Origin of the sequence: Bradyrhizobium sp. LTSP849 (assembly GCF_000938255.1) — a bacterium.
Lineage (GTDB): Bacteria > Pseudomonadota > Alphaproteobacteria > Rhizobiales > Xanthobacteraceae > Bradyrhizobium.
Genome location: NZ_JYMR01000045.1, coordinates 423,932 through 444,418 on the forward strand (window position 1 = coordinate 423,932; position 20,487 = coordinate 444,418).

Genomic DNA, 20,487 nt, shown 5'->3' on the forward strand with positions numbered 1-20,487 from the left:
TGTCCCGGCGTGTCGTCGCCCGACATGCTGCCACACTCCCTGTGGATTTGGGAGAGGCGACGTCGGCCGACGCCACAGCGCCGGCCAGACTTCGCAAGCGCAATCGTCAGCGCCGGCGGATGAAGCCGACGATGTCCTTCGAGAGCTTCATGGTCTCGTCGGCGATCGCACGCGCACGGTCGGCGCCATCGTTCAGGATGGTGTCGATATGGCCGGGGTCGGCGACGAGGCGCTTCATCTCACCGGCGATCGGCGCAAGCTTGGTGACGCACAGCTCTGCCAGCGCGTTCTTGAAGCTGGAGAACTGGCCGCCGCCGAACTCGCGCAGCACCTCGGCCTTGGGACGACCGGAGAGCGCCGCAAAAATGCCGACGAGGTTGTCGGCCTCGGGACGTGCTTCCAGGCCCTTTTCCTCTGATGGCAGCGGCTCCGGATCGGTCTTCGCCTTGCGGATCTTTTGCGCGATGGTGTCGGCATCGTCGGTCAAATTGATGCGCGAATTGTCGGACGCATCCGACTTTGACATCTTTTTGGTGCCGTCGCGCAAGCTCATCACGCGCGTCGCCGGTCCCGTGATCAAAGGCTCGGGTAGCGGGAAGAACAGGCCGTCATTGGCGCCGTGGCTGCGGATCGAGTCGCCGAAATCGTTGTTGAACTTCTGCGCGATGTCGCGCGAGAGCTCGAGATGCTGCTTCTGATCCTCGCCGACCGGCACGTGGGTGGCGCGGTACAGCAGAATGTCGGCCGCCATCAGCACCGGATAGTCGAACAGCCCGACGGAAGCATTCTCGCGATCCTTGCCGGCCTTCTCCTTGAACTGGGTCATGCGGCCTAGCCAGCCCATGCGCGCGACGCAGTTGAAGATCCAGGCGAGCTCGGCGTGTCCGGAGACCTGGCTCTGGTTGAACACGATGTGCTTGTTCGGATCGATGCCGCTCGCGATGAACGCCGCCGTCACTTCGCGGGTGTTGCGCGCGAGCTCGGCCGGGCCGCCCCAGACGTCGACGCCCTGTGTGATCGCGTGCATGTCGACGACGCAATAAATGCAGTTATGGGTTTCCTGCATTTTCACGAAGTTGACGATGGCGCCGAGATAATTGCCGAGATGCAGATTGCCCGTCGGCTGGACGCCCGAAAAAACCCGTTCAACGAATGGCATGGCGAGTGTCCCCAAAGGTATTCGGGCCGTCGTTTCCAACAGCGGCGCTGCCCCGTCAAGGGTAATTCGATGGCCTCACGCGCCGAGGTCGGGCTGGGCGGGGCGCTTCAGGGCGCTAACCGCCTCACGCAAGGAGGTGGCCCCGAGGATTTGCAGGAGGACGCCATAGACGGCGATCCCCGCCACAATCTGCAAACCCAACGCGATGAAGCGGATGAGGCCGTGCGCCTCGGCAGGCATCAGCCCCGTCGTCAGCCAGAGCAGGGCGCCCATGGCCACTGCTGCGAGCACGATCCGCGGCAGCCGCTTGCGGGCGGCGTCGTCGACCGAGAAGCCGAATTCGCTCGTGCCTTTGCGCAGCAGCGACAGCGCGCTGCTCCAGGCGCCGGCCGCGATGCTCGCGGCGATCCCGGTTGCGCCATAGAAGTGATCAAGCAGCACCGCAAGCGCGATGGCGACGACAAACCCTTTCGTCGTTGCCACGAGCGGCGTCATCGTGTCGCTGCGGGCAAAGAAAGCCGGCGACAGCGCCTTGATCAGCACATGCGCCGGCAGCCCCAGCGCCAGCCACATCAGCGCATGCGCGGTGGCCAGACTGTCGTCCGCACCGAAGGCGCCATGCTCGAACAAGAGCCGCACGATCGGCTCGGACAGCACGATCAGGCCGAGGGTCGCCGGCAGCGCGAGCCCCGTCGCGAGCTCAAGCGCGCGCGATTCCGCGTGCGCCACTGCGTCGCGGTCACCGGTGCCGACGGCGCGCGTCAGCTCGGGTACCAGCACCGTGCCCATGGCGACGCCGACAATGCCGAGCGGCAGCTCGATCAGCCGGTTGGCGAAATAGAGCCAGGACACGGCAGACGGTGTGGCGGAGGCGATGATGGCGCCGGCCACCATCAGCCATTGCGGCCCCGAGCTTGCGATCATGCCGGGCACGGCCTTGGCGAAGAAGCCGCGCATCTCCTTGTCGAAACTTGCGCGCAACGGCGTCGCAAGGCGTGCACTCCGTTGCGACAGCAGCATCAGGAGTTGCAGCAGGCCGGCGATGCCGACGGTGGCCGCTAGCATCCACGCGGCGAAGGCGGCGTCGGTGTGCCAAACGAGGAGCACTGCGATCGCGGCGATCAAGGCGATGTTGAACAGCAGCGGCGAAAATGCGGTCAGCGCAAAACGTCCTTGCGCGTTCAAAAGTCCCATCAGCACAGTGACGGGGCCGGCAAAGGCGAGATAGGGCAGCATCAGCCGCGCGTTCTCGACGGCGAGACCGAGCGTGGCGCTACCGAGAAATCCGGGCGCGATCACCATGATGATCAACGGCATTGCGAGCGCAATGACGATCGAGATCGCGATCAGGGCCGCGCTGACCGTGCCGAGCACGCGTCCCGCGAATGCGGCTGCGGCCGCCTCGCCATCGCGATCACGGACGCGAAGCCAGGCCGGGATCAGCGCCGCGTTCAGTGCTCCTTCGCTGAGCAGCCGGCGCACCACGTTGACGAGCTGGAAGGCGGCCAGGAACGCATCCGCCACGGCGCCGGTGCCCAGCAACGCGGCAATCATTGAATCACGCGCAAAACCGAGCAGCCGCGAGGCCAGTGTTCCCGTCGAGACTGTCAGGAAGGAGCGGATCATTGCTCTTTAATACCATAGCGTTTTCAAGCGAAGTGGTCCCGGTTCGCGTGAAGAAAACGCGTCAAAGACAACTCTCGTTGCTTGCCCGTGCGGGCCCGGTCGTGATAGGCCGCGAGCCAGATTTCAGGCCGACAGGAAGCGGATTTCCGCAGGGATCGCAATCCGGCAACAGGATCAAGGTGAATGGCTGACGTGAAATATGACGTTCTCGGGATCGGCAACGCGCTGTTCGACGTGCTGGTCCGGACCGATGAGGCTTTTCTCGCCAAGCACGGCATGGCCAAGGGCAGCATGTCCCTGATCGACGAGGCGCGGGCCGCCGCCATCTACAAGGACATGGGCCCGGCGACGGAAGTCTCGGGCGGCTCGGCCGCCAACACCATCGTCGGCATCGGCAGCCTGGGGGCACGCGCGGCCTATGTCGGCAAGGTCAAGGACGACCAGATCGGCAAGCTCTATGTCCATGACATCCGCGCCGCCGGCGTCGCCTTCAACACGCCCGCCGCCAAGGACGGCCCCGCCACCGGCTGCTCCTACATCCTGGTCACGGGTGACGGCGAGCGCACCATGAACACCTATCTCGGTGCGGCGCAGGATTTGTCGCCGGCCGATATCGACCCGGCCGAGATCGCGGGCGCTGGCATCGTCTATCTCGAGGGCTATCTCTGGGACCCCAAGGACGCCAAGGACGCCTTCCTCAAGGCGGCCAAGATCGCCCATGATGCCAAGCGCAAGGTGGCGCTGACGTTGTCGGATTCCTTCTGCGTCGATCGCTATCGCGACGAGTTCGTGGCGCTGATGCGCAACGGCACCGTCGACATCGTATTCGCCAACGAATCGGAGCTGACTTCGCTCTACATGAGCTCGGACTTCGACACGGCGCTGAAGCAGCTGCGCAACGACGTCAAGCTTGGCGTGGTCACCCGTAGCGAAAAGGGCTGCGTGGTGGTGACGCCGACTGATGCCGTCTCCGCTCCGGCGTCACCGATCGCGAAGCTGGTGGACACCACCGGCGCCGGCGATCTCTTCGCTGCCGGCTTCCTGTACGGTCTCTCGCGCGATCTGTCGCACAAGCAGTGCGGCGAGCTCGGTGCGCTTGCCGCCGCCGAAGTGATCCAGCACATCGGCGCACGCCCGCAGGTGTCGCTGAAGGAATTGGCTCAGCAGCGCGGGCTGACGGTTTAACTCCGCCGTCATCGCCCGGCTTGATGCGATCGAGTACGCCGAGACGTCAGTGGTTTATCGAGACGCCGCGGCGTACTGGATTCCCCGCTTTCGCGGGGAATGACAGTCGTTGTGTGATGAAGAGGGGCGGCAACTACGCCGCCTTCTGCCCCTTCCCCGCATCGAGCCCGGCATAAACCCCGCGCTCGAATCCCGCGAATGCCTCAAGGCACTTTCCATCCGCGAACGGCAACAGCTGCATCAGGATCACGCCGGTGACGTTGCGCGCAGGGTCGATCCAGTAATAAGTGTTGGCGAGGCCCGCCCAGGCGAGGCTGCCGGCGCTGCGGCCTTCCGCGGTCTTGGCGGTGTTGATCATGAAGCTGAGGCCCCACTTCTTGACCTGATCCGGATAGAGATCGACGTCGTTGGTGTAGATCGGCGCGGCCGTCGCCAGCTTGGTCATGTTGAGATCGCCCATCTGGTTCTGACCCATCGTGGCGACCGTCTCGGCCTTGAGCACCTGGTTGCCGTTGCCGCGGCCCTTGTTCAAAACCATCTGGGTGAACTTGATGTAGTCGGCCGCGGTCGAATAGAGGCCGCCGCCACCCATGTGGAATTCCGGCTCCTGCTCGAGCTCGAACGGGATCGCGGCGAGCTGGCCGTCCTCGCCGCGCGCATGCATGCCGACCAGGCGCTTGCGCATGTTGTCGGTGATCTTGAACCCGGTGTCGCTCATGCCGAGCGGCGCAAAGAGATTGTCACGCAGATAAGCGTCGAGCCGCTTGCCGCTGACGGCTTCCACGGCCTTGCCGACGAAATCGATATTGGTGCCGTATTCCCAACGCGTCCCGGGATCGGTCATGATCGGGGTCTTCAGCGCGGCGTTCTGGCAGGTGGTGATCGCCGGGATGCCGGTCTTCTCCAGATAGACCGCGAGATCGCCGTTCCACATGTTGTAGGCGAAGCCGGCGGTGTGGGTCATGAGCTGGCGCAGCGTGATCGGCCCCTTCGCCGGCCGCAGCTTTGGTTCGCCCTTGGCGTCGAAGCCGTCAAGCACTTGCGGCTTGGCGAGATCGGGCAGCAGCGATCCGATCGGAGCATCGAGCGAGAGCTTGCCCTGCTCGACCAGTTGCATGGCGCCCGCTGATGTCACCGCCTTGGTCATCGATGCGATCCAGAACACGCTATCCGGCGTCATCGCATCGGGCTTGGACAGATCGCGCTTGCCGAACGCGCCCTGATACAGCACGTCGTTACCGCTGGCGGCGATTGCGACGACGCCGGGAATCTCCTTGGCGTCGCTTGTCTTGCGCAGAATCTCGTCGATCTGGGCTTTGCTTTGCATACGCGTTTCCTCCGGTTTGATTATTGTTGGAAGCGATCGATTGTCCTCCCGCTCCCGCTGCGCGGCAAGCGTGACGATGTGCACGCTTCGGTCGCGATGTCGTGACTTGACGGTCCGTCCTCCACACGGGACGACTGAATTGCAACACTTCATCGCAATCTGCGGTGGATGGCCGCACTTCGCCGTGACCGCGGATGGGCTCAGGCGATATGTTTCGGGTGTTTGAAGCACTTGAAACATTTTGTGCGTTGCGGCGTTCAGCTCTCGGCCCAATCGGCGGCTGGCGCCAAGAATAGATGAAGACTTGATACAAATTTGGCGGCCGCCGATCGGCCGCGAGGGGACCTCTGATGATTTCCACCTGGAGCGAATGGAAGCGCTATCCCCGTCCCGGACGGGGCGACAACCTCGAGGCGCCGATCGCGCCCGGCATTTATGAGGTCCGCATCGCCGGCACCGGCGCGCTCTATTCGTTCGGCGCGGTCGACAATCTGGCGCAGGCCCTGGCGCTGCTGCCGGTCGGCTCGAAGTCGTGGTTCGGTCGCCGCGACACCTCCGATGCCCCCGCTCTCGAATACCGCACCTGCGCGACCTCCTCGAAGGCCGACGCCAAGGCGGCAGCCGAGCGCATGATTGGCCGGCGCGAGACCTATATGAGTGGCGCGGCGTAACCTTCCAGCTCCGAATTTAACTCCCGGCAGATGTGCGTTGCGGGACGGTGCATTGTGCACCGTCTGCTACTATATTCCGGCCAATTCGATCGCCCGCAATTGATCGTCCGAGGAGCAAAGCCATGACCCCGACCGCCGCCGCACGCGCCCAGCACACGACCGCCACCCTGCGCGACCGGCTGAAGGACCCCTCGCTGCTCAAGGAGGCCTGTTACATCGATGGCGCCTGGGTCGGCACGCCCGTCTTTGCCGTCAACAATCCCGCCACCGGCGTCGAGCTCGCGAAAGTCCCGCAGCTTGGTGCGGAGGAGACAACCAAGGCGGTCGAGGCCGCCGAGCGCGCGTTTCCGGCCTGGGCCAAGCACACCGCCAAGCAGCGCTCCAACATTTTGCGTAAATGGTTTGAGCTGATCATCGCCAACCGCGAGGACCTCGCGCTGATCCTCACCTCCGAGCAGGGCAAGCCGCTCTCCGAGGCGCTCGGCGAGGTCGATATCGGCGGCGCCTATGTCGAGTTTTTCGCGGAAGAGGCCCGTCGGGTCTATGGCGAGACCATCCCGACCCAGCGGCCCGACGCGCGCCTGCTCGCGATCAAGCAGCCGATCGGCGTCTGCGGCGCCATCACGCCGTGGAATTTCCCGAACTCGATGATCACGCGAAAGGTTTCGCCGGCGTTAGCTGCCGGCTGCACCGTGGTACTCAAGCCCGCCAACGAGACACCGCTCTCGGCGCTCGCACTCGCCACCCTCGCGGAGAAAGCCGGTGTGCCCAAGGGTGTGTTCAACATCATCACCGGCGATGCCCCACCGATCGGCAAGGTGCTGTGCGAGCATCCGGCGGTGCGCTTCGTCGGCTTCACCGGCTCGACCGCCGTCGGCAAGATTCTCTACCAGCAGGCCTCCGTTGGCGTGAAGCGGCTTGGCCTCGAGCTCGGCGGCAATGCGCCGTTCGTGGTGTTCGACGACGCCGATATCGATGCGGCGGTCGAAGGCGCGATCGTCTCGAAGTACCGCAACATGGGCCAGACCTGCGTCTGCGCCAACCGCCTCTACGCCCAGGACAAGATCTACGACGAGTTCGTCAAGAAGCTGTCGGCAAAGGTCGCGGCGATGAAGATCGGCGACGGCACCGAGAGCGGCGTCACGCAGGGCCCGCTGATCAATTTGAAAGCGGTCGACAAGGTCGAGCGCCACATCGCGGATGCCGTCAAGCGCGGCGCCAAGATCGTCACCGGCGGCAAGCGTAGCGAGCTCGGACGCTCCTTCTTCGAGCCGACCGTGCTCGCCGACGTCAAGCCGGACTCACTGGTGGCGCATGAAGAGACGTTCGGTCCGCTCGCGCCGGTGATTCGCTTCAAGGATGAAGCCGACGTCGTCGCGTTGTGCAACGCCTCGCCGTTCGGTCTCGCCTCCTATTTCTACTCCCGCGACCTCGGCCGAGTCTGGCGCGTCGCCGAAGCGCTGGAATCCGGCATGGTCGGCGTTAACACCGGCCTGATCACCACCGAAGTCGCGCCCTTCGGCGGCGTCAAGGAAAGCGGCCTGGGACGCGAAGGCTCGCGTCACGGCATGGAAGAATATGTCGAGATCAAATACGTGATGATGGCAGGGGTGTAAGGGCCGACCTCCCTGGTCGTCCTGGCTTTCGCCAGGACGACATTGGAGTTTGTGGCGCATGATGTTCGCCTCAGTTTCGTAGCCCGGATGGAGCGCAGCGCAATCCGGGGCCTCTGTCGCTTGTGGCACGACCCCGGATTGCGCTGCGCTCCATCCGGGCTACGCAGTCGCTACCGCCGCAACACCGCAATTGTTCGGTTCGCAAACGTCAGCCGCTCGGCCATGACCGAAACAAAGTAAGTCAGCAGCTTATGACTGAGCGCGGGGTCTTCTTCCTTGATGGCGTCGAACTGGAGCGTGTTCAGCACGTAGAGCACGCTGTCGACCTCGGCCTGGATGGTGGCGCTGCGCGGGGTCTGCGACACCAGGCCCATCTCGCCGATCGTGGTGTAGCGCCCCAAGCTGCGCACGCGCGTGGTGCGGTCGTCCTCGGCCGGGACCATGATGCCGACGCGGCCGTCGAGGATGAAGTGCATGGAATCTGCGGGATCGCCGGCCCGCACGATGATGTCGCCAGCCTCGACCTCGAGACGCTGGCAGCGGCGGATCAGCTCGTCGGCGTCGTCCTCGCTGTCGAGAATCCCCGTGAACCAGTCGCGCAGACTGGCCGTTTCCTGGGCCAGCCCCTGATGCTGCGAAATGAGCTCGTTCTCGCACCATTCCAGCGCACGATCGAGCTCGGGAATGAGGGTGGCGCCGTCGCCGATGAAATCGCTGGAGTGCAGCACCTTCTCGGCCGCGGCCGAAAGATGCACCAGAATGAGCTCGACGCCGAGGTCACCTGCGCTGCGCTTGATCTGCGCGAAACTATAGGCAGCCGAGGAGTCGACGCCGGTGACGAGCTTGAAGTCGAACAGAAGGTAGCGGCATTCCGGGCGCTCCTGGAGCAACTGCTTGACGTGCTGGTAGAGCCGGTTGGCGGAGCCGAAGAACAGATAGCTCTGGAGGTTGAGGCCCTGGATCTTGCCGCCATGGGCCAGCAGCACCTCCTGGTCGTCGCGCGAGCGGTCGAGCGATGAGCGATATTCGGCGCCGTCAAAACTGTATTTGATCGATTCGACCCGCGCCGCGCTGAACGCAAAGGTCGCGCAGCCGATGATCACGCCGATCAGGATGCCTGGCACGAAGCCCCAGATGACGATGATCGCGATGATGGCGACCAGCGACAGATATTCAAGCTTCGACAGCCGCTTGCGCGACTCGATGATCCATTTATGGAGCTGGTCGGCGCCGAGATAGAGCAGAAGGCCGCCGAGAACGAATTTCGGGATGAAGCCGAGCAGTTCGGGCGCGATTGCCAGCATCAGCAGCGACAGCGCCGCGCCGGTGAGGCCCGACAGCCGTCCGCGGCCGCCGCTGGAGAAATTGAGGACCGAGCGGCTGACCGAAATGCAGCCGGCATAGCCGCCGAGCGCACCGGTCAGGATGTTGGCTGCGCCCGTGACGTTCAGCTCGCGCTCCAGATTGGCTTCGCGATGTACGGCGACCTCGATCCCCGTGGTGTTGAACAGCGTGCTCGACGCCGTGACGAAGATGACGGCGACGACGTTGCCGAGCAGATCCGGCACAGTGGACCAGGGATATTGGGCGAGATCGTCAATGTGCCATGGCAGCATGAACGCCGCCGGCGGGGGAGGCTGGAAGGTCCAGCCCAGGGCGCGCGCCGCCTCCGGCGAGATGCCGGAGATCCAGAACGCCACATGCGCCGTGAGCACGCCGCCGACCAGAATGATCGGCAATCCGAATGGGCTGCGCGAGCGATGCCAGGTCAAATACAGCACCATGGCCATCGCACAGGCCGCGCCAAGCTCTGACAGCGTGGTGCCGTTGGTGAAGCGCAGCATTGTTGCGAACTGCATGGGGTGATCGGTGATGACGCGGATCGCGCCCATCACAATCAAGAGGCCGGTCGCGCCGAGGAAGCCGCCGACCACGGGATAAGGCACGTAGCGGATGGCGCGGCCCATCCGCGTCAGCCCCAATCCGCACAGCGCTATCCCGGTCAGCACAGTCGACAGGCCGAGCGTGATCAGGACCGGCGCGAGCAGTGGCGCCGACAGATTGGCCGCCTCAACGTGCTCGACCAGCGAGGCCGCCAGAATTCCGGTGACGGCGGCGGTCGAGCTGTCGGGGGCAGCGATCGCGAAAGGCAGGGAGCTGCCGAGCCCGATGACGACCGCGAGCACCGCGGAGCTGACAAAGGTCGCTGTGATCCCGTAGGACAGATAGGGCGAGAGCGGGCCGGCGAAAATCAGCAGCGCATAGGACAGCCCGAACGTAACGGTAAGGACGCTGGCGGCGGTTCCGCCCAGGATATCGTTCAGCGCACGCTTGAGTGACGGACTAACCCTGGTGACCGGATCGAAGCCAATTGCCGGATCTGTCACGCCCTGACACTCGCTCATGAAAATTCCCGCCCGAGAGGTAGACGACTGCGAGCTTAGCGCAACAGGATTCTTGCAAGTATGAGATAGCCGACAGTTTTCGGGCATCCGGTGAGGATGCGGCCTGTGGCGTGTGAATGGGCAATCATATGCGGCGGGTGGATGGGTGACGCAGCAGCATTGGCTGCACATTCAGTGTCGTCCCGGCGAAGGCCGGGACCCATAACCACAGGGAGACGTTTGGCGAAGACTAGCAGTTCGGGATTAGCATCATCCGCGGTCGATGGACCTCGCGGTATGGGTCCCGGCCTTCGCCGGGACGACGATAAACGGCCTTGCTAAATCTTCAGCTCTGTCCCCGTCACCCGCCGATACGCCTCCAGATATCGCTTGCTGGTCGCGTCCACCACGCTTGCAGGCAATGGCGGCGGCGGGGCGTCGCCGTTCCAGCGGCCGGCGTGGCGTTCGACGTCGAGATAGTCGCGCAGCGGCTGCTTGTCGAAGCTCGCCTGCGGCTGGCCGGGCTTGTAGGCATCGACCGCCCAGAAGCGGGAACTGTCCGGCGTCATCACCTCGTCGATCAGGATGATGCGGCCGTCCTTGTCGCGGCCGAACTCGAACTTGGTGTCCGCAATGATGATGCCCTGCTCGCGTGCGAGCTCCTCGCCGAGCGTGTAGACCGCGCGCGTCATGCTCTCGAGCGTGTAGGCGAATTCGTCGCCGACCACCTTGCGCATTTGCGCAATCGTGATGTTTTCGTCATGGCCGGTCTCGGCCTTGGTCGCCGGGCTGAAGATCGCGGGCTCAAGCTTCTCGCTCTCGACCAGACCCGCTTTCAGCTTCTCGCCGGCGAGCGTGCCGGAGCCGGCATATTCCTTCCAGGCCGAGCCGGAGAGATAGCCGCGGATGACGCATTCGATCGGGAACACGGTGGTGCGGCGGCAGAGCATGGCGCGGCCGAGAATCTCGGCTCGGTGGGCCTTGAGCGCCGGCACGGCCGCGATGATCTCGTCGGTGTCGGCGCTGATCATGTGATGCGGCACCACGCCTTCGAGCTCTCCGAACCAGAACGCACTGATCTGGGTCAGCACCGCGCCCTTCATCGGGATGGTCTCGCCCATGACGACGTCGAAGGCGCTGATACGGTCGGTGGTGACCAGCAGCAGGCGGTCGTCATCGACGGCGTAGATATCGCGCACCTTGCCGCGCCCGATTTTGGGGAGCGGCAGGTCGCTGGAGAGCATGGTGGTCATCGGCAAATCTTTCGCAGGCAAGGCCTTCAGGCAGGAGATTTCAGCCGTGCCCGATCGCACGGCTGAAACCGGATTAGCCTATTCCGGCAGCGGAATGAACTCATGTTCCTGCGGAACCGCGGCGAAGCGGCCGGTTTTCCAGTCCTGCTTGGCCTGCTCGATCCGCTCCTTGCTGGAAGAGACGAAATTCCACCAGATGTGGCGCGGGCCTTCCAATGCATCGCCGCCGAGAAACATCATCCGCGTGGCCTTGATCGCTTTCACGGTGATGCGGTCGCCGGGGCGGAAGATCAGCAGCCGCGGCCCCTCGTAGCGCTCGTTCGCGATCTCGACCTCGCCGTCGACGACATAGATCGCGCGTTCCTCATGATCAGGATCGAGCGGCACGCTCGCGCCCGCCACGGCCGTGACCTCGGTATAGAACCAGGGCGATACCATCGACACCGGCGAGGTGATGCCGAAGGCGGAGCCCGCGATCACCCGCGCGGTAAAGTCGCGCTCGGAGATCATCGGCAGATCGCCTGCGCCGTAATGCTGGAACGACGGTGCGATCTCCTCCGATCCGGCCGGCAGCGCAATCCAGCTTTGCAGGCCGAGCATCTGCTGGCCCGATGCGCGCTGCGTGTCCGGCGTGCGCTCGGAATGAGCGATGCCGCGCCCGGCAGTCATCAGGTTCATTGCGCCGGGCTGGATTTCGCAGACGTTGCCCTCGCTGTCGCGGTGCATGATCGAGCCGTCAAAGAGATAGGTGACGGTGGCGAGCCCGATATGCGGATGCGGCCGCACGTCCATGCCCTTGCCGGAGACGAACTGCACCGGGCCGAAATGATCGAAGAAAATGAAGGGCCCGACCATCTGTCGCTTGCCGTGCGGCAGCGCCCGCCGCACCACGAATCCGTCGCCGAGATCGCGGGTGCGCGGCACGATGACGATATCGAGCGCGTCGCAGGACATGGGATCGCCGAGCACGGGATCGTTGGAGGGCTGCCAGCTCATGGTGGACTCCTGTTTCTTGCTGGTATGATCGTAGCAGAAAATGTTGGAAACGGGAGGAGACCGATGATTCCGCCGCTCAAGCCTGGCGCCAGGCTGTTGCAGGTGTCCGGCCCCAGAATCGAGACAGAACGCCTGATTCTGCGCCCATGGTGCGCCAACGACATTGCTCCCAATTCCGTGATGCTGAGCGACCCGGACACGGCGCGTTTCATTGCGGCAGACGGCAAACCGGTCACCACTGAGATTGCCGGCTGGCGCAACGCGGCGGTGATGGCCGGGCATTGGGCGCTCCATGGCTTCGGCTTGTTCGCGGTCGAAGAGAAATCGAGCGGACATTATGTCGGGCGGGTCGGCCCGTGGTGCCCGCCGGGCTGGCCCGGCTTCGAGGTCGGCTGGGGCATCGCCAAGGAGTTTCGCGGCAAGGGCTATGCGGTGGAAGCGGCCCGCGCCTCGATCGACTGGGCGTTCGACAGTTTTGAGGTCGACGACATCTTGCACTGTATCGAAAGCACGAATGCGCCGTCGCAGGCCGTGGCTCGCAGCCTCGGAGCCCGGAAGGATCGCGAGATCGAACTGTTCGACAAGCCTGCCGACGCCTGGATCACGTCGCGGGCTTCGTGGGCGAGGCGAAATTGAATCGATGTCCGATCTGACTTAAATTCGCGGCACCGACGAAGCGGACCGACAGAATGCTGCTGACCAATCTCGAACTCGCCTTTCGCGCCGCCAGCGTCGCGCTGCTGCTGGTGCTGGCGGCGTCATTGGTCTCCGATTTCCGCAATGTGCTCGCGGCCCGGCTCGGCGCGGCCTTCGCGCTCAGCTCGGCCGCGCATGCGGCGAGCTATTCGTTGGATGTCACGTCGCGGATCCCGCTCTTGCATGCACCGCTGATCGCGTTGTCGACCGGCAGCATCGTGGTGTTCTGGCTGTTCACACGCTCCCTGTTCGACGACGAGTTTCACCTCCGCTGGTGGCACGGATCGGTCTGGGCGCTGGTGACGGCCTTCAGCTTCGCAGGCTGCGTCTGGATTGCACCCAGCGGCCATGTGCGGTTCTCGGTGACGGTGGTCAATCTGATCGTGCTCGGTTTCATCGCGCTTGCGGTTGGGCAAACGATCGCCTCCTGGCCGGCCGACCTGGTCGAGCGCCGCCGCAGCGCTCGCGTCTTCATCGTCTGCGCAACCGCGCTCTATGGCGGGCTGAACGCAGTGCTCCAGATCGCCGTCGCCGGGCACCACGTCGGCGATGTCGCCGAAACCATCAATGCCGGCGTGCTCGCCTGCACCGTCGCTGCGATGGTCTATGCCATGATGCGCGTTGACGGGGCGGATCTGTTTCCGGCCGCGGCGGAGCCCGCACCGCCGATTGTTTTCAGTCAGCCTGCGGCCGATGATGCCGCCGATCAAAAGCTCATCGACGCCTTGATGCGGCTGATGGCGGATGAGCGGATCTATCGTCAGGAGAACATCACCATCGGCGTGCTGGCGGGCCGTTTGAAGATTCCCGAATACCGGCTGCGCCGGTTGATCAACCAGCGGCTCGGCTATCGCAACTTCAATGTGTTTCTGAACAATCACCGGATCGAGGAGGCCAAGGCCGCGCTCGCGGATCCCACCCAGGCCGAGGTCCCCGTCATCACCATCGCGATGGACGCCGGCTTCCAGTCGCTCGGCCCCTTCAACCGCGCCTTCAAGGCGGTGACGGGCGTGACGCCGACCGAATATCGGCGGCTCAGGGTTGACGCTATCTTACCCTGTAATCAATTGTAAAAACTGGATAATTTCAGAATCGGCGAACCGCTGCGCAGTTTCGGCGAGCTCGCTTTCAAATCCGGCGAGCGCTCATCAGGCCACTCCGGCTTTCTCTCGGCACGTCCTCGAAGCCCGGAGAAGCCCGTGACCCGCCGCCGCAAGATCATCCTCCTCACCACCACCATCATCTGTGCCGGCCTTGCGCTCGGCGCGGCGCGGGCCCGCGACGTGCCGAAAGTCGCCACCGGCTTCATCGCCGACGTGCTCTGCTCGGAAACTTTCGTCTCCGGCCTCGATCCCCGGCGCGACCTCGTCGAGACCACCCATGCGATGCCGGGCGTCGGTCTGCTGACCTGGGCGATGGACTACCAGGTCGATCGCGCGCGCAAGGATGTCACAGTGACGCTGTTCGGCATCGGCCGCAGCCATGCCGTCTATCGCGAGGGGCTTGGCTGCACGCTCGAGCACGGCCAGGGGATCGCCGAAGTCGCGTTGCCGCCTGATGATAAACAGCCGGCGTTGCTCCCCGAGATCGCCGGCCCGGGACTCGTGCCGCCGCAAAGCGAGGGGCTGTCCGCCGCGCTCGACCGCGCTTTCGCCGAGCCCGCGCAACCGCCTTATCGCCGCACCCGCGCGATCGTTGTCATGAAGGCCGGGCGCGTCGTTGCCGAGCGCTACGCTGATGGTGTCGGGCCGGAGACGCAGCTGCTCGGCTTCTCCATGACGAAGTCGGTGATGTCGGCGCTGACAGGCATTCTCGTGCGCCAGGGCAAGTTGAAGCTCGATGGGCCCGCGCCAATTGCCGCTTGGCAAAATCCTGATGATCCGCGCCATGCCATCACTGTCGACCAGTTGCTGCGTCACACCGCAGGCATTGCGCTCGGAAGCTCGTTGGAAGCCTCGCTCGGTTCGGCACTCGAGCCGGTCAACACCATGAAATTCGCCGAGGATGATATGGCCGCCTATGCCGCGAGCATGCCGCTTGCGACCGCACCCGGCACGGTGTGGAATTATCACGACGGCAACTTCCTTATTCTCGCGCATCTGATCCGCAACGCCGCCGGCGGCAAGCCCGCCGATGCACTTGCCTTCGCGCGCCGCGAATTGTTTGCGCCGCTCGGCATGAACAACGTCACGCTCCAGCTCGATGGCGCCGGCACGATCGAGGGCTCCAGCGAAATGCTCGCATCCGCGCGCGACTGGGCGCGCTTCGGCCAGCTCTTTCTCAACGACGGCGTCGCCGGCGGCAAGCGCATCCTGCCCGAGGGGTGGGTGAGCTACTCGGCGACGGCGACGCCCAACGCGTGGGTCGGCATCGGCGCCGGCTTCTGGACCAATCAGGGCGACAGCTTTGGCGCGAAGTTTCGTGTGGAGCACGGCTGGCCGCGCGATGCCTTTTTCGCCAAGGGCACGATCGGGCAATACACGATCGTGATTCCGTCGGAGCATCTGGTGATCGTGCGGCTCGGCCGCTCGCCGAACTGGCCGCCGGAAGCGGATGGCGTGTTCGATCTGGTGCGGGATGTGGTCGCAGCGACGCGCGAGAAGGGGAAGATGGCGGGAGCGAACTAGGCGGCTACTGCCGTCCCAGCTCCGTCGCCTTCGCCACGCGATCGAACCGCTCCAGCGTCATGATCGCATCCGCGAACTTATCGGCGCGCGCGTTCAGCACCGGCCGTGCCAGCGTCAAAAATTTCTGCTGCATCGCCTGCGCATCGGGGAACGATGCCGGCTCGCCGGAAGGATCGGCGTAGAGCCGCTCGTGCACGCCGTCGTCGGTGGTGATGCTGACGCGCGCGCCGAACGGATGGGTGCGGCCGACCTCGAGCCGGTCGTCCTGCACCACGTCGAACTTGTCGGCGAGCGCGTCGATCGCGGCATCGCCGAGACGGATGTAATCGTCCCAGCCGAATGAGCCCTGGTCGAGCGCGAGCGCGCCGGTAAAGAACATCGAGAACTGGCCGCCGACGATCGAGGTCGGATGCCGCTTGGTCGCGGCGTCACCGGTCAGCGTGATGCCGTTGCGATGCAGGCCGATTTCGACGCGCTTGACCTGATCCGGCGTCAGATTGTGCTCGCGCCGCATCGCGATCAGCGCGTCGATCGCGGCATGGGTGTAGCGGCAGCTCGGATACGGTTTGACGCCGATCTTCATGGTCTCGTAGGTCTTGCCGAGCCCGGCCACCGCCTTGTCTGGATGTGCATCGTCGGTGTAGCCGGCGAGCAGGCCGTGCTTGCCCTCGATCGATTCCGTCGCGCCGACGAAATCGTTGCGCGCGAGCGTCGCGGCGATCACGCCGTTCATGGCGGCGGCGCCGACCTGGTAGCGCTTGTTCCAGGCGCCGTTCATCAGGAATTGCAGCGAGCCCGCGGCCTGGCTGCCGGCGACGCCGAAGGCGGCGATGAGCTGTGGCTCGGACAGGCCGAACAGTTTGCCAGCGGCGGCCGCTGCGCCATAGGTGCCGGCGGTCGCGGTCGGATGGAAGCCGCGCGCGTAATGCGAGGTCGGGTCGAGCGCGTTGCCGAGCCGGCAGCAGACCTCATAGCCCGCGACGATCGCGGTCAGCACGTCGCGGCCCGAAGCGCCGACCATCTCGCCGACGGCGAACGCCGCCGGAACCACGGGCGCACTCGGATGCAGCGAGGAATCCGCATGGGTATCGTCGAAGTCGAGGGAATGGCCGAGCGCGCCGTTGAGCAATGCCGCGACCGCCGGCGTCCAGGTCTTGCTGTCGCCGAACACGGTCGACTCGCCCTTGGTGTCGAGCGCCAGCGCCTCGAGCATTTTCAGCAGTGAAGGGGTCGATTCCGCCTCGCTGCGGGCCCGGATGGCGCTGCCGAGGAAATCCAGCGTCAGCACTTTGGCGCGATCGAGCACCTCCGCCGGAATATCCCCGAATTTCAGGTTGGCGACATAGGCGGCGAGCGTTGCGGTTTCGTGGGCCATCGTGTTTCCTCGTTTTGGCCGGCAAGTTAGGCGGGCTGGTTTGGCCTTTCAAGCGGCCTTGGGGACACGGGCATCAGCTATGCTTTTGGTCGGCTGACGAGGATTGGATCGGACATTCGATGATGGCACTCGCAACACGGCTGTTCGACCGGGTCTGGTCGCGAAAGACGCAATTGGGGTTGGCGGTGCGGGTCACGGTGGCGGCCACGGGGGCCTATGCACTTGCCACCGCTCTGCACCTGTTGTTGCCGCTCTGGGCCGTCCTGACCTCCATCATCGTGACCCAGATGAGCGTCGGGCGCTCGCTGAAGGCGACGCGCGACTACATGATCGGCACGATCGGCGGCGCGATCTATGGTGGCGCTATCGCAATCCTGATCCCCTATTCCGGCGAACTGGGTCTTCTGGGTTTGCTGGTGCTGGCCGTGGCGCCACTTGCCTTTATCGCATCGATTTATCCGAACCTGAGCTCTGCGACGGTGACGGCCGTGATCGTGCTCGTGCTTCCGACCATGCATCATGCCGATCCCATGGCCTCGGCGATCGATCGTGTCAGCGAGGTCTCGGTCGGCGCCATCACCGGGCTGCTGGTCTCGTTCCTGGTGCTGCCGTCGCGCGCGGTGGGGCAGATCCGCGCCAGCGCAGCGAAGCTGCTCGAATTGATCGCCGATGCCTTCACCGAACTGCTCGCAGGCTTGACGCGCGGCCGCGATAACGACGCGCTGCACCGGATCCAGGACGGCATCGGCACCGCGATGGTTGGCCTTAACACCATCGGCGCCGAGGCCGAGCGCGAGCGTGCCGCACGCCTGTCAGGCGGGCCGGATACCGGCCCGTTGCTGCGAACCATCTTGCGGCTGCGCCATGACGTCGTGATGATCGGCCGCTCGACCGTGGTGCCGCTGCCGGTTGATGTGCAGATCAGGCTCGCAGGCCCGCTGGCGGAGGTCAGCGCCGCGATCGTGCGCTTCCTGCGGTCGGCGGCGGAAGCGATCCGGGCCGGCGCCGGCGCGCCCCCGATCCATCCCGTCCACGTCGCGCTCCAGCATTACGCCGAGGCGGTCGCAGCCGTTCGCCAGGACGGCCTGATCCGCGGCCATCCTGGCGACACCGCGGAGCGCTTCTTCGCCCTCGGCTTCTCGTTGGAGCAGATGCACCAGAATCTCTGCGATCTCGATCGCGTCGTCGGTGAATGGTCGGAGGCCACGGCAGACGGGCCGGTGAAGATCGCGGAGTGAGCTAGCGGGCCCGCTCCACGATCCGCCCCATCATGCTGCGGGCTACGAGCTTGTGGAAGGGCGTGATGAGCGCGAGGTAGGTCCGGCCCAGCAGATTGTTGGTCCGCACCAGCGTGGTCAAGGTGACGTGGCGGAGCGTCGCGTCGCCGGCAACGTTGACCACGATGCGGAAGTCGAGATGAGAATCATCGAAGCCGGCGACCAGCCGCTCCGGCGTCTCGCTCAGCACCGGAAACAGGCCGATCAGGCCGCCGGGCGCCGGCGCGCCTTCGCCCGATGTCTTCAGCCCGAACGGCGTCACCAGAATGTTGCGCAGGCGTGTCAGCGCATCGACCCAGCGCGGCCCGTGCAGCACCATCCTTGTGCAGGCCTCGCGCGCATTCACGGGGGTTGTGCCGATCTCGACGCGAAAGGCGTCGATGAACTGCGCGCCGGCCAGAAGTGTGCCGGCATCGACCTCAGGTGGGACTTCGCGAACGGATCCGGTCATTCCGCGATCTTGCGCGTCAGCATCCCGAAGCGCAAGATCAGCAGGCCTGCGTAGACGAACGATCCGATCGACAGCCCGATCCAGACGCCGACCGCGCCGAGATGGGCGTGAAATGCCAATACCCAGGCGATCGGGAAGGCGACGCACCAATAGCCGATGGCGGCGAACACCAGTGTCATCCGAGTGTCATTGAGGCCGCGCAGCGCGCCGCCCATGATGGTCTGGAGGCCGTCGGCGATGAAGAAGGTGGCGCCGACCAGGAGCAGCGTCGCGGTCAGCTCGACGGTCGCCGCACTCGCCTCGCCGCTGCCGAAGAACAGCCGCCCCAGCTCGTAGCGGCCGAGGATAATGGCAACCGTCAGCGCCGAGACGAACGCGATCCCGAGCAGCGCGGCGACGAGGCCCGCGCGCCGCACGGCCGCCGGCTCGTTGCGGCCGACGGCGTGACCGACCCGCACGGTTGCGGCCATCCCGATGCCGAGCGGGACCATGAACAGCACGGCAGTGACCTGGAGCGCAATCTGATGTGCGGCAAGCGCGGTGGTCGAGATCAGCCCCATCAGCAGCGCCGCCGAGGAGAACAGCCCATATTCCATCAGCATCGAAAACGAGATCGGTGCACCGAGCGCGATAAGTTCGCGCAGCAGCGGCCAGTCGATCCGCCAGAGATGGGCGAGCGGGCGATAGCCAGCAAAAGGCTTGCGCCATGCGACGATGCCGAGCGCTGCGACGAAGGTACCAAGATTGACCAGCGTGGTCGCCAGGCCGGCGCCAAGCAGGCCGAGCTCCGGCAGCCCGAACAGGCCGTGCAAGAGAACGTAGACCAGCGCGCCATTGGCGGGGATCGCTACGAGCGTGATCCACAGCGGCGATAGCGGCCGGTTCATCGCGCTCATCAGGCCGCGCAGCGCGACGAAGCCGAGCGCCGGCGCGATCCCCCAGGCCAGCCCGTTCAGATAATGCTGGGCCAATGCAGCGGACTGCGGCGCCTGCCCGAGCGCCAAGAGAATGTGCTCGCCATAGAGCGGCGAGGCCATCATCGGCAGCGAGATCAACAGCGCAACCCACAACCCGACGCGCAGCGCGCGCCGCATGCGCCTGACGTCGCCGGCGCCAAACGCCTGTGCGGCCAGCGGCGACACCGCGACGACGAGACCGAGCCCGAAGGTGAAGCTGACGAAATAGACCGTGTGCGCAAGTGCCGCAGCCGCGACCGAATCCTCGCCGAGCCGGCCGATCAGCGCGAGATCAGTCGTCATCATCGCCATCTGCCCGAGCTGCGTCAGCATCATCGGCACGGCCAGCCGCAACGTCTCGACGAATTCATCGGCGAGATGGTTTTGCGGCACGCCGGCTTGCGGCGGCGGATGAGGTTGCGCGGTGTCGAGCATGGCGGGTCAATAGCATGGCCCGGCGACGAAAACATGGCCCGGCCTTTTTCCCCTCTCCCCTTGTGAGGGCTTTGCACAGAGGGGCGAGCGGGCGCTTGAGGTGCGTCGCGGGCTTTTTTGATGTCAGCCCGCTACAGTGAGCGGCATTTTGCTCATTTCATCCCCTGTTGTCCTCTGTTTTTTCATGCGGAGACGGACTCCTGGCGTTGTGCGGCCAATGCGCCGGCCGCACGCCGTAGGTTGTAGGCGCAGCAGGCCAGCACGATGTGCACCTGATTGCGCTCGAAGTTGAAGAAGCGCATCCGCCGGAGACCATAATGCTCCTTGAACACGGCGTACGGACGCTCGACGGCGGCGCGCACCTTGGCGATTAGTTTGTTGCGCAGCTTCTGCCGCGGCGGCAGTTCGGGATGATGCTTGTTGGGCCGATGCATCAGGCGGTCCTTGATGCCA

Annotated in this window: 17 protein-coding genes; 7 read left to right on the top strand and 10 right to left on the bottom strand. The window is 64.9% G+C overall.

The features are described from left to right. Positions 1-106 precede the first annotated feature (106 nt). Together trpS and murJ are read right to left on the bottom strand one after the other, a co-directional pair. Positions 107-1,159 (bottom strand): tryptophan--tRNA ligase, encoded by a 1,053-nt coding sequence (gene trpS / locus UB31_RS26380; protein ID WP_045004953.1) that lies wholly within the window; start codon positions 1,157-1,159, stop codon positions 107-109. Positions 1,160-1,234: 75 nt separating this feature from the next. Beyond that, the gene (gene murJ, locus UB31_RS26385; RefSeq protein WP_045012958.1) at positions 1,235-2,785 is read right to left on the bottom strand and encodes a murein biosynthesis integral membrane protein MurJ; all 1,551 of its coding nucleotides are present in this window, start codon (positions 2,783-2,785) and stop codon (positions 1,235-1,237) included. 183 nt (positions 2,786-2,968) lie between these two features. Between murJ and UB31_RS26390 the strand changes: the two genes are divergently transcribed. Beyond that, positions 2,969-3,970, top strand: a complete 1,002-nt coding sequence (locus UB31_RS26390) for an adenosine kinase (RefSeq protein ID WP_045012959.1) — start codon at positions 2,969-2,971, stop codon at positions 3,968-3,970. 133 nt (positions 3,971-4,103) lie between these two features. On the opposite strand, the gene UB31_RS26395 is transcribed toward UB31_RS26390, so the two are convergent. After that, a complete protein-coding gene (locus tag UB31_RS26395) occupies positions 4,104-5,297 on the bottom strand; it encodes a serine hydrolase domain-containing protein (protein ID WP_045012960.1) in 1,194 nt (397 codons plus the stop codon). 350 nt (positions 5,298-5,647) lie between these two features. Between UB31_RS26395 and UB31_RS26400 the strand changes: the two genes are divergently transcribed. Together UB31_RS26400 and UB31_RS26405 are read left to right on the top strand one after the other, a co-directional pair. After that, complete coding sequence (locus UB31_RS26400) at positions 5,648-5,968, top strand: hypothetical protein (RefSeq protein WP_045004960.1); 321 nt, start codon at positions 5,648-5,650, stop codon at positions 5,966-5,968. A gap of 122 nt (positions 5,969-6,090) precedes the next feature. Next, positions 6,091-7,584 (top strand): NAD-dependent succinate-semialdehyde dehydrogenase, encoded by a 1,494-nt coding sequence (locus UB31_RS26405; RefSeq protein WP_045012961.1) that lies wholly within the window; start codon positions 6,091-6,093, stop codon positions 7,582-7,584. Positions 7,585-7,754: 170 nt separating this feature from the next. Here the strand turns inward: UB31_RS26405 and UB31_RS26410 are convergent, their stop codons facing one another. From UB31_RS26410 to UB31_RS26420, 3 genes are all read right to left on the bottom strand, one after another. Further along, a complete protein-coding gene (locus tag UB31_RS26410; protein WP_045013004.1) occupies positions 7,755-9,971 on the bottom strand; it encodes an SLC26A/SulP transporter family protein in 2,217 nt (738 codons plus the stop codon). A gap of 335 nt (positions 9,972-10,306) precedes the next feature. Beyond that, positions 10,307-11,221 carry a phosphoribosylaminoimidazolesuccinocarboxamide synthase gene (locus UB31_RS26415; protein WP_045004964.1) on the bottom strand — a complete coding sequence of 305 codons (915 nt, stop codon included), beginning with the start codon at positions 11,219-11,221 and terminating at the stop codon, positions 10,307-10,309. Between the two features lie 78 nt (positions 11,222-11,299). Next, positions 11,300-12,217 (bottom strand): pirin family protein, encoded by a 918-nt coding sequence (locus tag UB31_RS26420; RefSeq protein WP_045004966.1) that lies wholly within the window; start codon positions 12,215-12,217, stop codon positions 11,300-11,302. A 63-nt stretch (positions 12,218-12,280) separates the two neighbouring features. Between UB31_RS26420 and UB31_RS26425 the strand changes: the two genes are divergently transcribed. The 3 genes from UB31_RS26425 to UB31_RS26435 all read left to right on the top strand — a co-directional run bounded on the left by UB31_RS26425 (position 12,281) and on the right by UB31_RS26435 (position 15,540). Further along, a complete protein-coding gene (locus UB31_RS26425; protein ID WP_045012962.1) occupies positions 12,281-12,853 on the top strand; it encodes a GNAT family N-acetyltransferase in 573 nt (190 codons plus the stop codon). Between the two features lie 53 nt (positions 12,854-12,906). Next, positions 12,907-13,986, top strand: coding sequence for an AraC family transcriptional regulator (locus tag UB31_RS26430; RefSeq protein ID WP_045012963.1), 1,080 nt, complete (start codon positions 12,907-12,909; stop codon positions 13,984-13,986). Between the two features lie 126 nt (positions 13,987-14,112). Beyond that, positions 14,113-15,540, top strand: a complete 1,428-nt coding sequence (locus UB31_RS26435; RefSeq protein ID WP_045012964.1) for a serine hydrolase domain-containing protein — start codon at positions 14,113-14,115, stop codon at positions 15,538-15,540. 4 nt (positions 15,541-15,544) lie between these two features. Here UB31_RS26435 and UB31_RS26440 read toward each other — a convergent pair whose 3' ends face one another. Then, complete coding sequence (locus UB31_RS26440) at positions 15,545-16,915, bottom strand: MmgE/PrpD family protein (protein WP_045012965.1); 1,371 nt, start codon at positions 16,913-16,915, stop codon at positions 15,545-15,547. Positions 16,916-17,037: 122 nt separating this feature from the next. Between UB31_RS26440 and UB31_RS26445 the strand changes: the two genes are divergently transcribed. Beyond that, complete coding sequence (locus tag UB31_RS26445; protein WP_045013005.1) at positions 17,038-18,153, top strand: FUSC family protein; 1,116 nt, start codon at positions 17,038-17,040, stop codon at positions 18,151-18,153. Position 18,154: 1 nt separating this feature from the next. Here the strand turns inward: UB31_RS26445 and UB31_RS26450 are convergent, their stop codons facing one another. The 3 genes from UB31_RS26450 to UB31_RS26460 form a co-directional block, all read right to left on the bottom strand. Then, entirely contained in the window at positions 18,155-18,643 is a 489-nt protein-coding gene (locus UB31_RS26450) for a DUF2867 domain-containing protein (protein ID WP_045012966.1), read from the bottom strand. Then, positions 18,640-20,034 carry an MATE family efflux transporter gene (locus UB31_RS26455; protein WP_045012967.1) on the bottom strand — a complete coding sequence of 465 codons (1,395 nt, stop codon included), beginning with the start codon at positions 20,032-20,034 and terminating at the stop codon, positions 18,640-18,642. The genes UB31_RS26450 and UB31_RS26455 overlap by 4 nt, the downstream gene beginning before the upstream one ends. Positions 20,035-20,216: 182 nt before the next feature. After that, positions 20,217-20,487: transposase (locus tag UB31_RS26460; RefSeq protein WP_045009670.1), on the bottom strand; the 271-nt coding region annotated here is incomplete at its 5' end.

Excerpts from the sequence above, each read along its gene's own strand:
- UB31_RS26395 (WP_045012960.1), bottom strand. The coding sequence starts at position 5,297 with ATGCAAAGCAAAGCCCAGATCGACGAGATTCTGCGCAAGACAAGCGAC.
- UB31_RS26450 (WP_045012966.1), bottom strand. The coding sequence starts at position 18,643 with ATGACCGGATCCGTTCGCGAAGTCCCACCTGAGGTCGATGCCGGCACA.
- UB31_RS26415 (WP_045004964.1), bottom strand. The coding sequence starts at position 11,221 with ATGACCACCATGCTCTCCAGCGACCTGCCGCTCCCCAAAATCGGGCGC.
- UB31_RS26425 (WP_045012962.1), top strand. The coding sequence starts at position 12,281 with ATGATTCCGCCGCTCAAGCCTGGCGCCAGGCTGTTGCAGGTGTCCGGC.
- UB31_RS26445 (WP_045013005.1), top strand. The coding sequence starts at position 17,038 with ATGGCACTCGCAACACGGCTGTTCGACCGGGTCTGGTCGCGAAAGACG.
- trpS (WP_045004953.1), bottom strand. The coding sequence starts at position 1,159 with ATGCCATTCGTTGAACGGGTTTTTTCGGGCGTCCAGCCGACGGGCAAT.
- UB31_RS26440 (WP_045012965.1), bottom strand. The coding sequence starts at position 16,915 with ATGGCCCACGAAACCGCAACGCTCGCCGCCTATGTCGCCAACCTGAAA.
- UB31_RS26400 (WP_045004960.1), top strand. The coding sequence starts at position 5,648 with ATGATTTCCACCTGGAGCGAATGGAAGCGCTATCCCCGTCCCGGACGG.
- UB31_RS26405 (WP_045012961.1), top strand. The coding sequence starts at position 6,091 with ATGACCCCGACCGCCGCCGCACGCGCCCAGCACACGACCGCCACCCTG.
- UB31_RS26455 (WP_045012967.1), bottom strand. The coding sequence starts at position 20,034 with ATGCTCGACACCGCGCAACCTCATCCGCCGCCGCAAGCCGGCGTGCCG.
- UB31_RS26390 (WP_045012959.1), top strand. The coding sequence starts at position 2,969 with ATGGCTGACGTGAAATATGACGTTCTCGGGATCGGCAACGCGCTGTTC.
- murJ (WP_045012958.1), bottom strand. The coding sequence starts at position 2,785 with ATGATCCGCTCCTTCCTGACAGTCTCGACGGGAACACTGGCCTCGCGG.
- UB31_RS26420 (WP_045004966.1), bottom strand. The coding sequence starts at position 12,217 with ATGAGCTGGCAGCCCTCCAACGATCCCGTGCTCGGCGATCCCATGTCC.
- UB31_RS26430 (WP_045012963.1), top strand. The coding sequence starts at position 12,907 with ATGCTGCTGACCAATCTCGAACTCGCCTTTCGCGCCGCCAGCGTCGCG.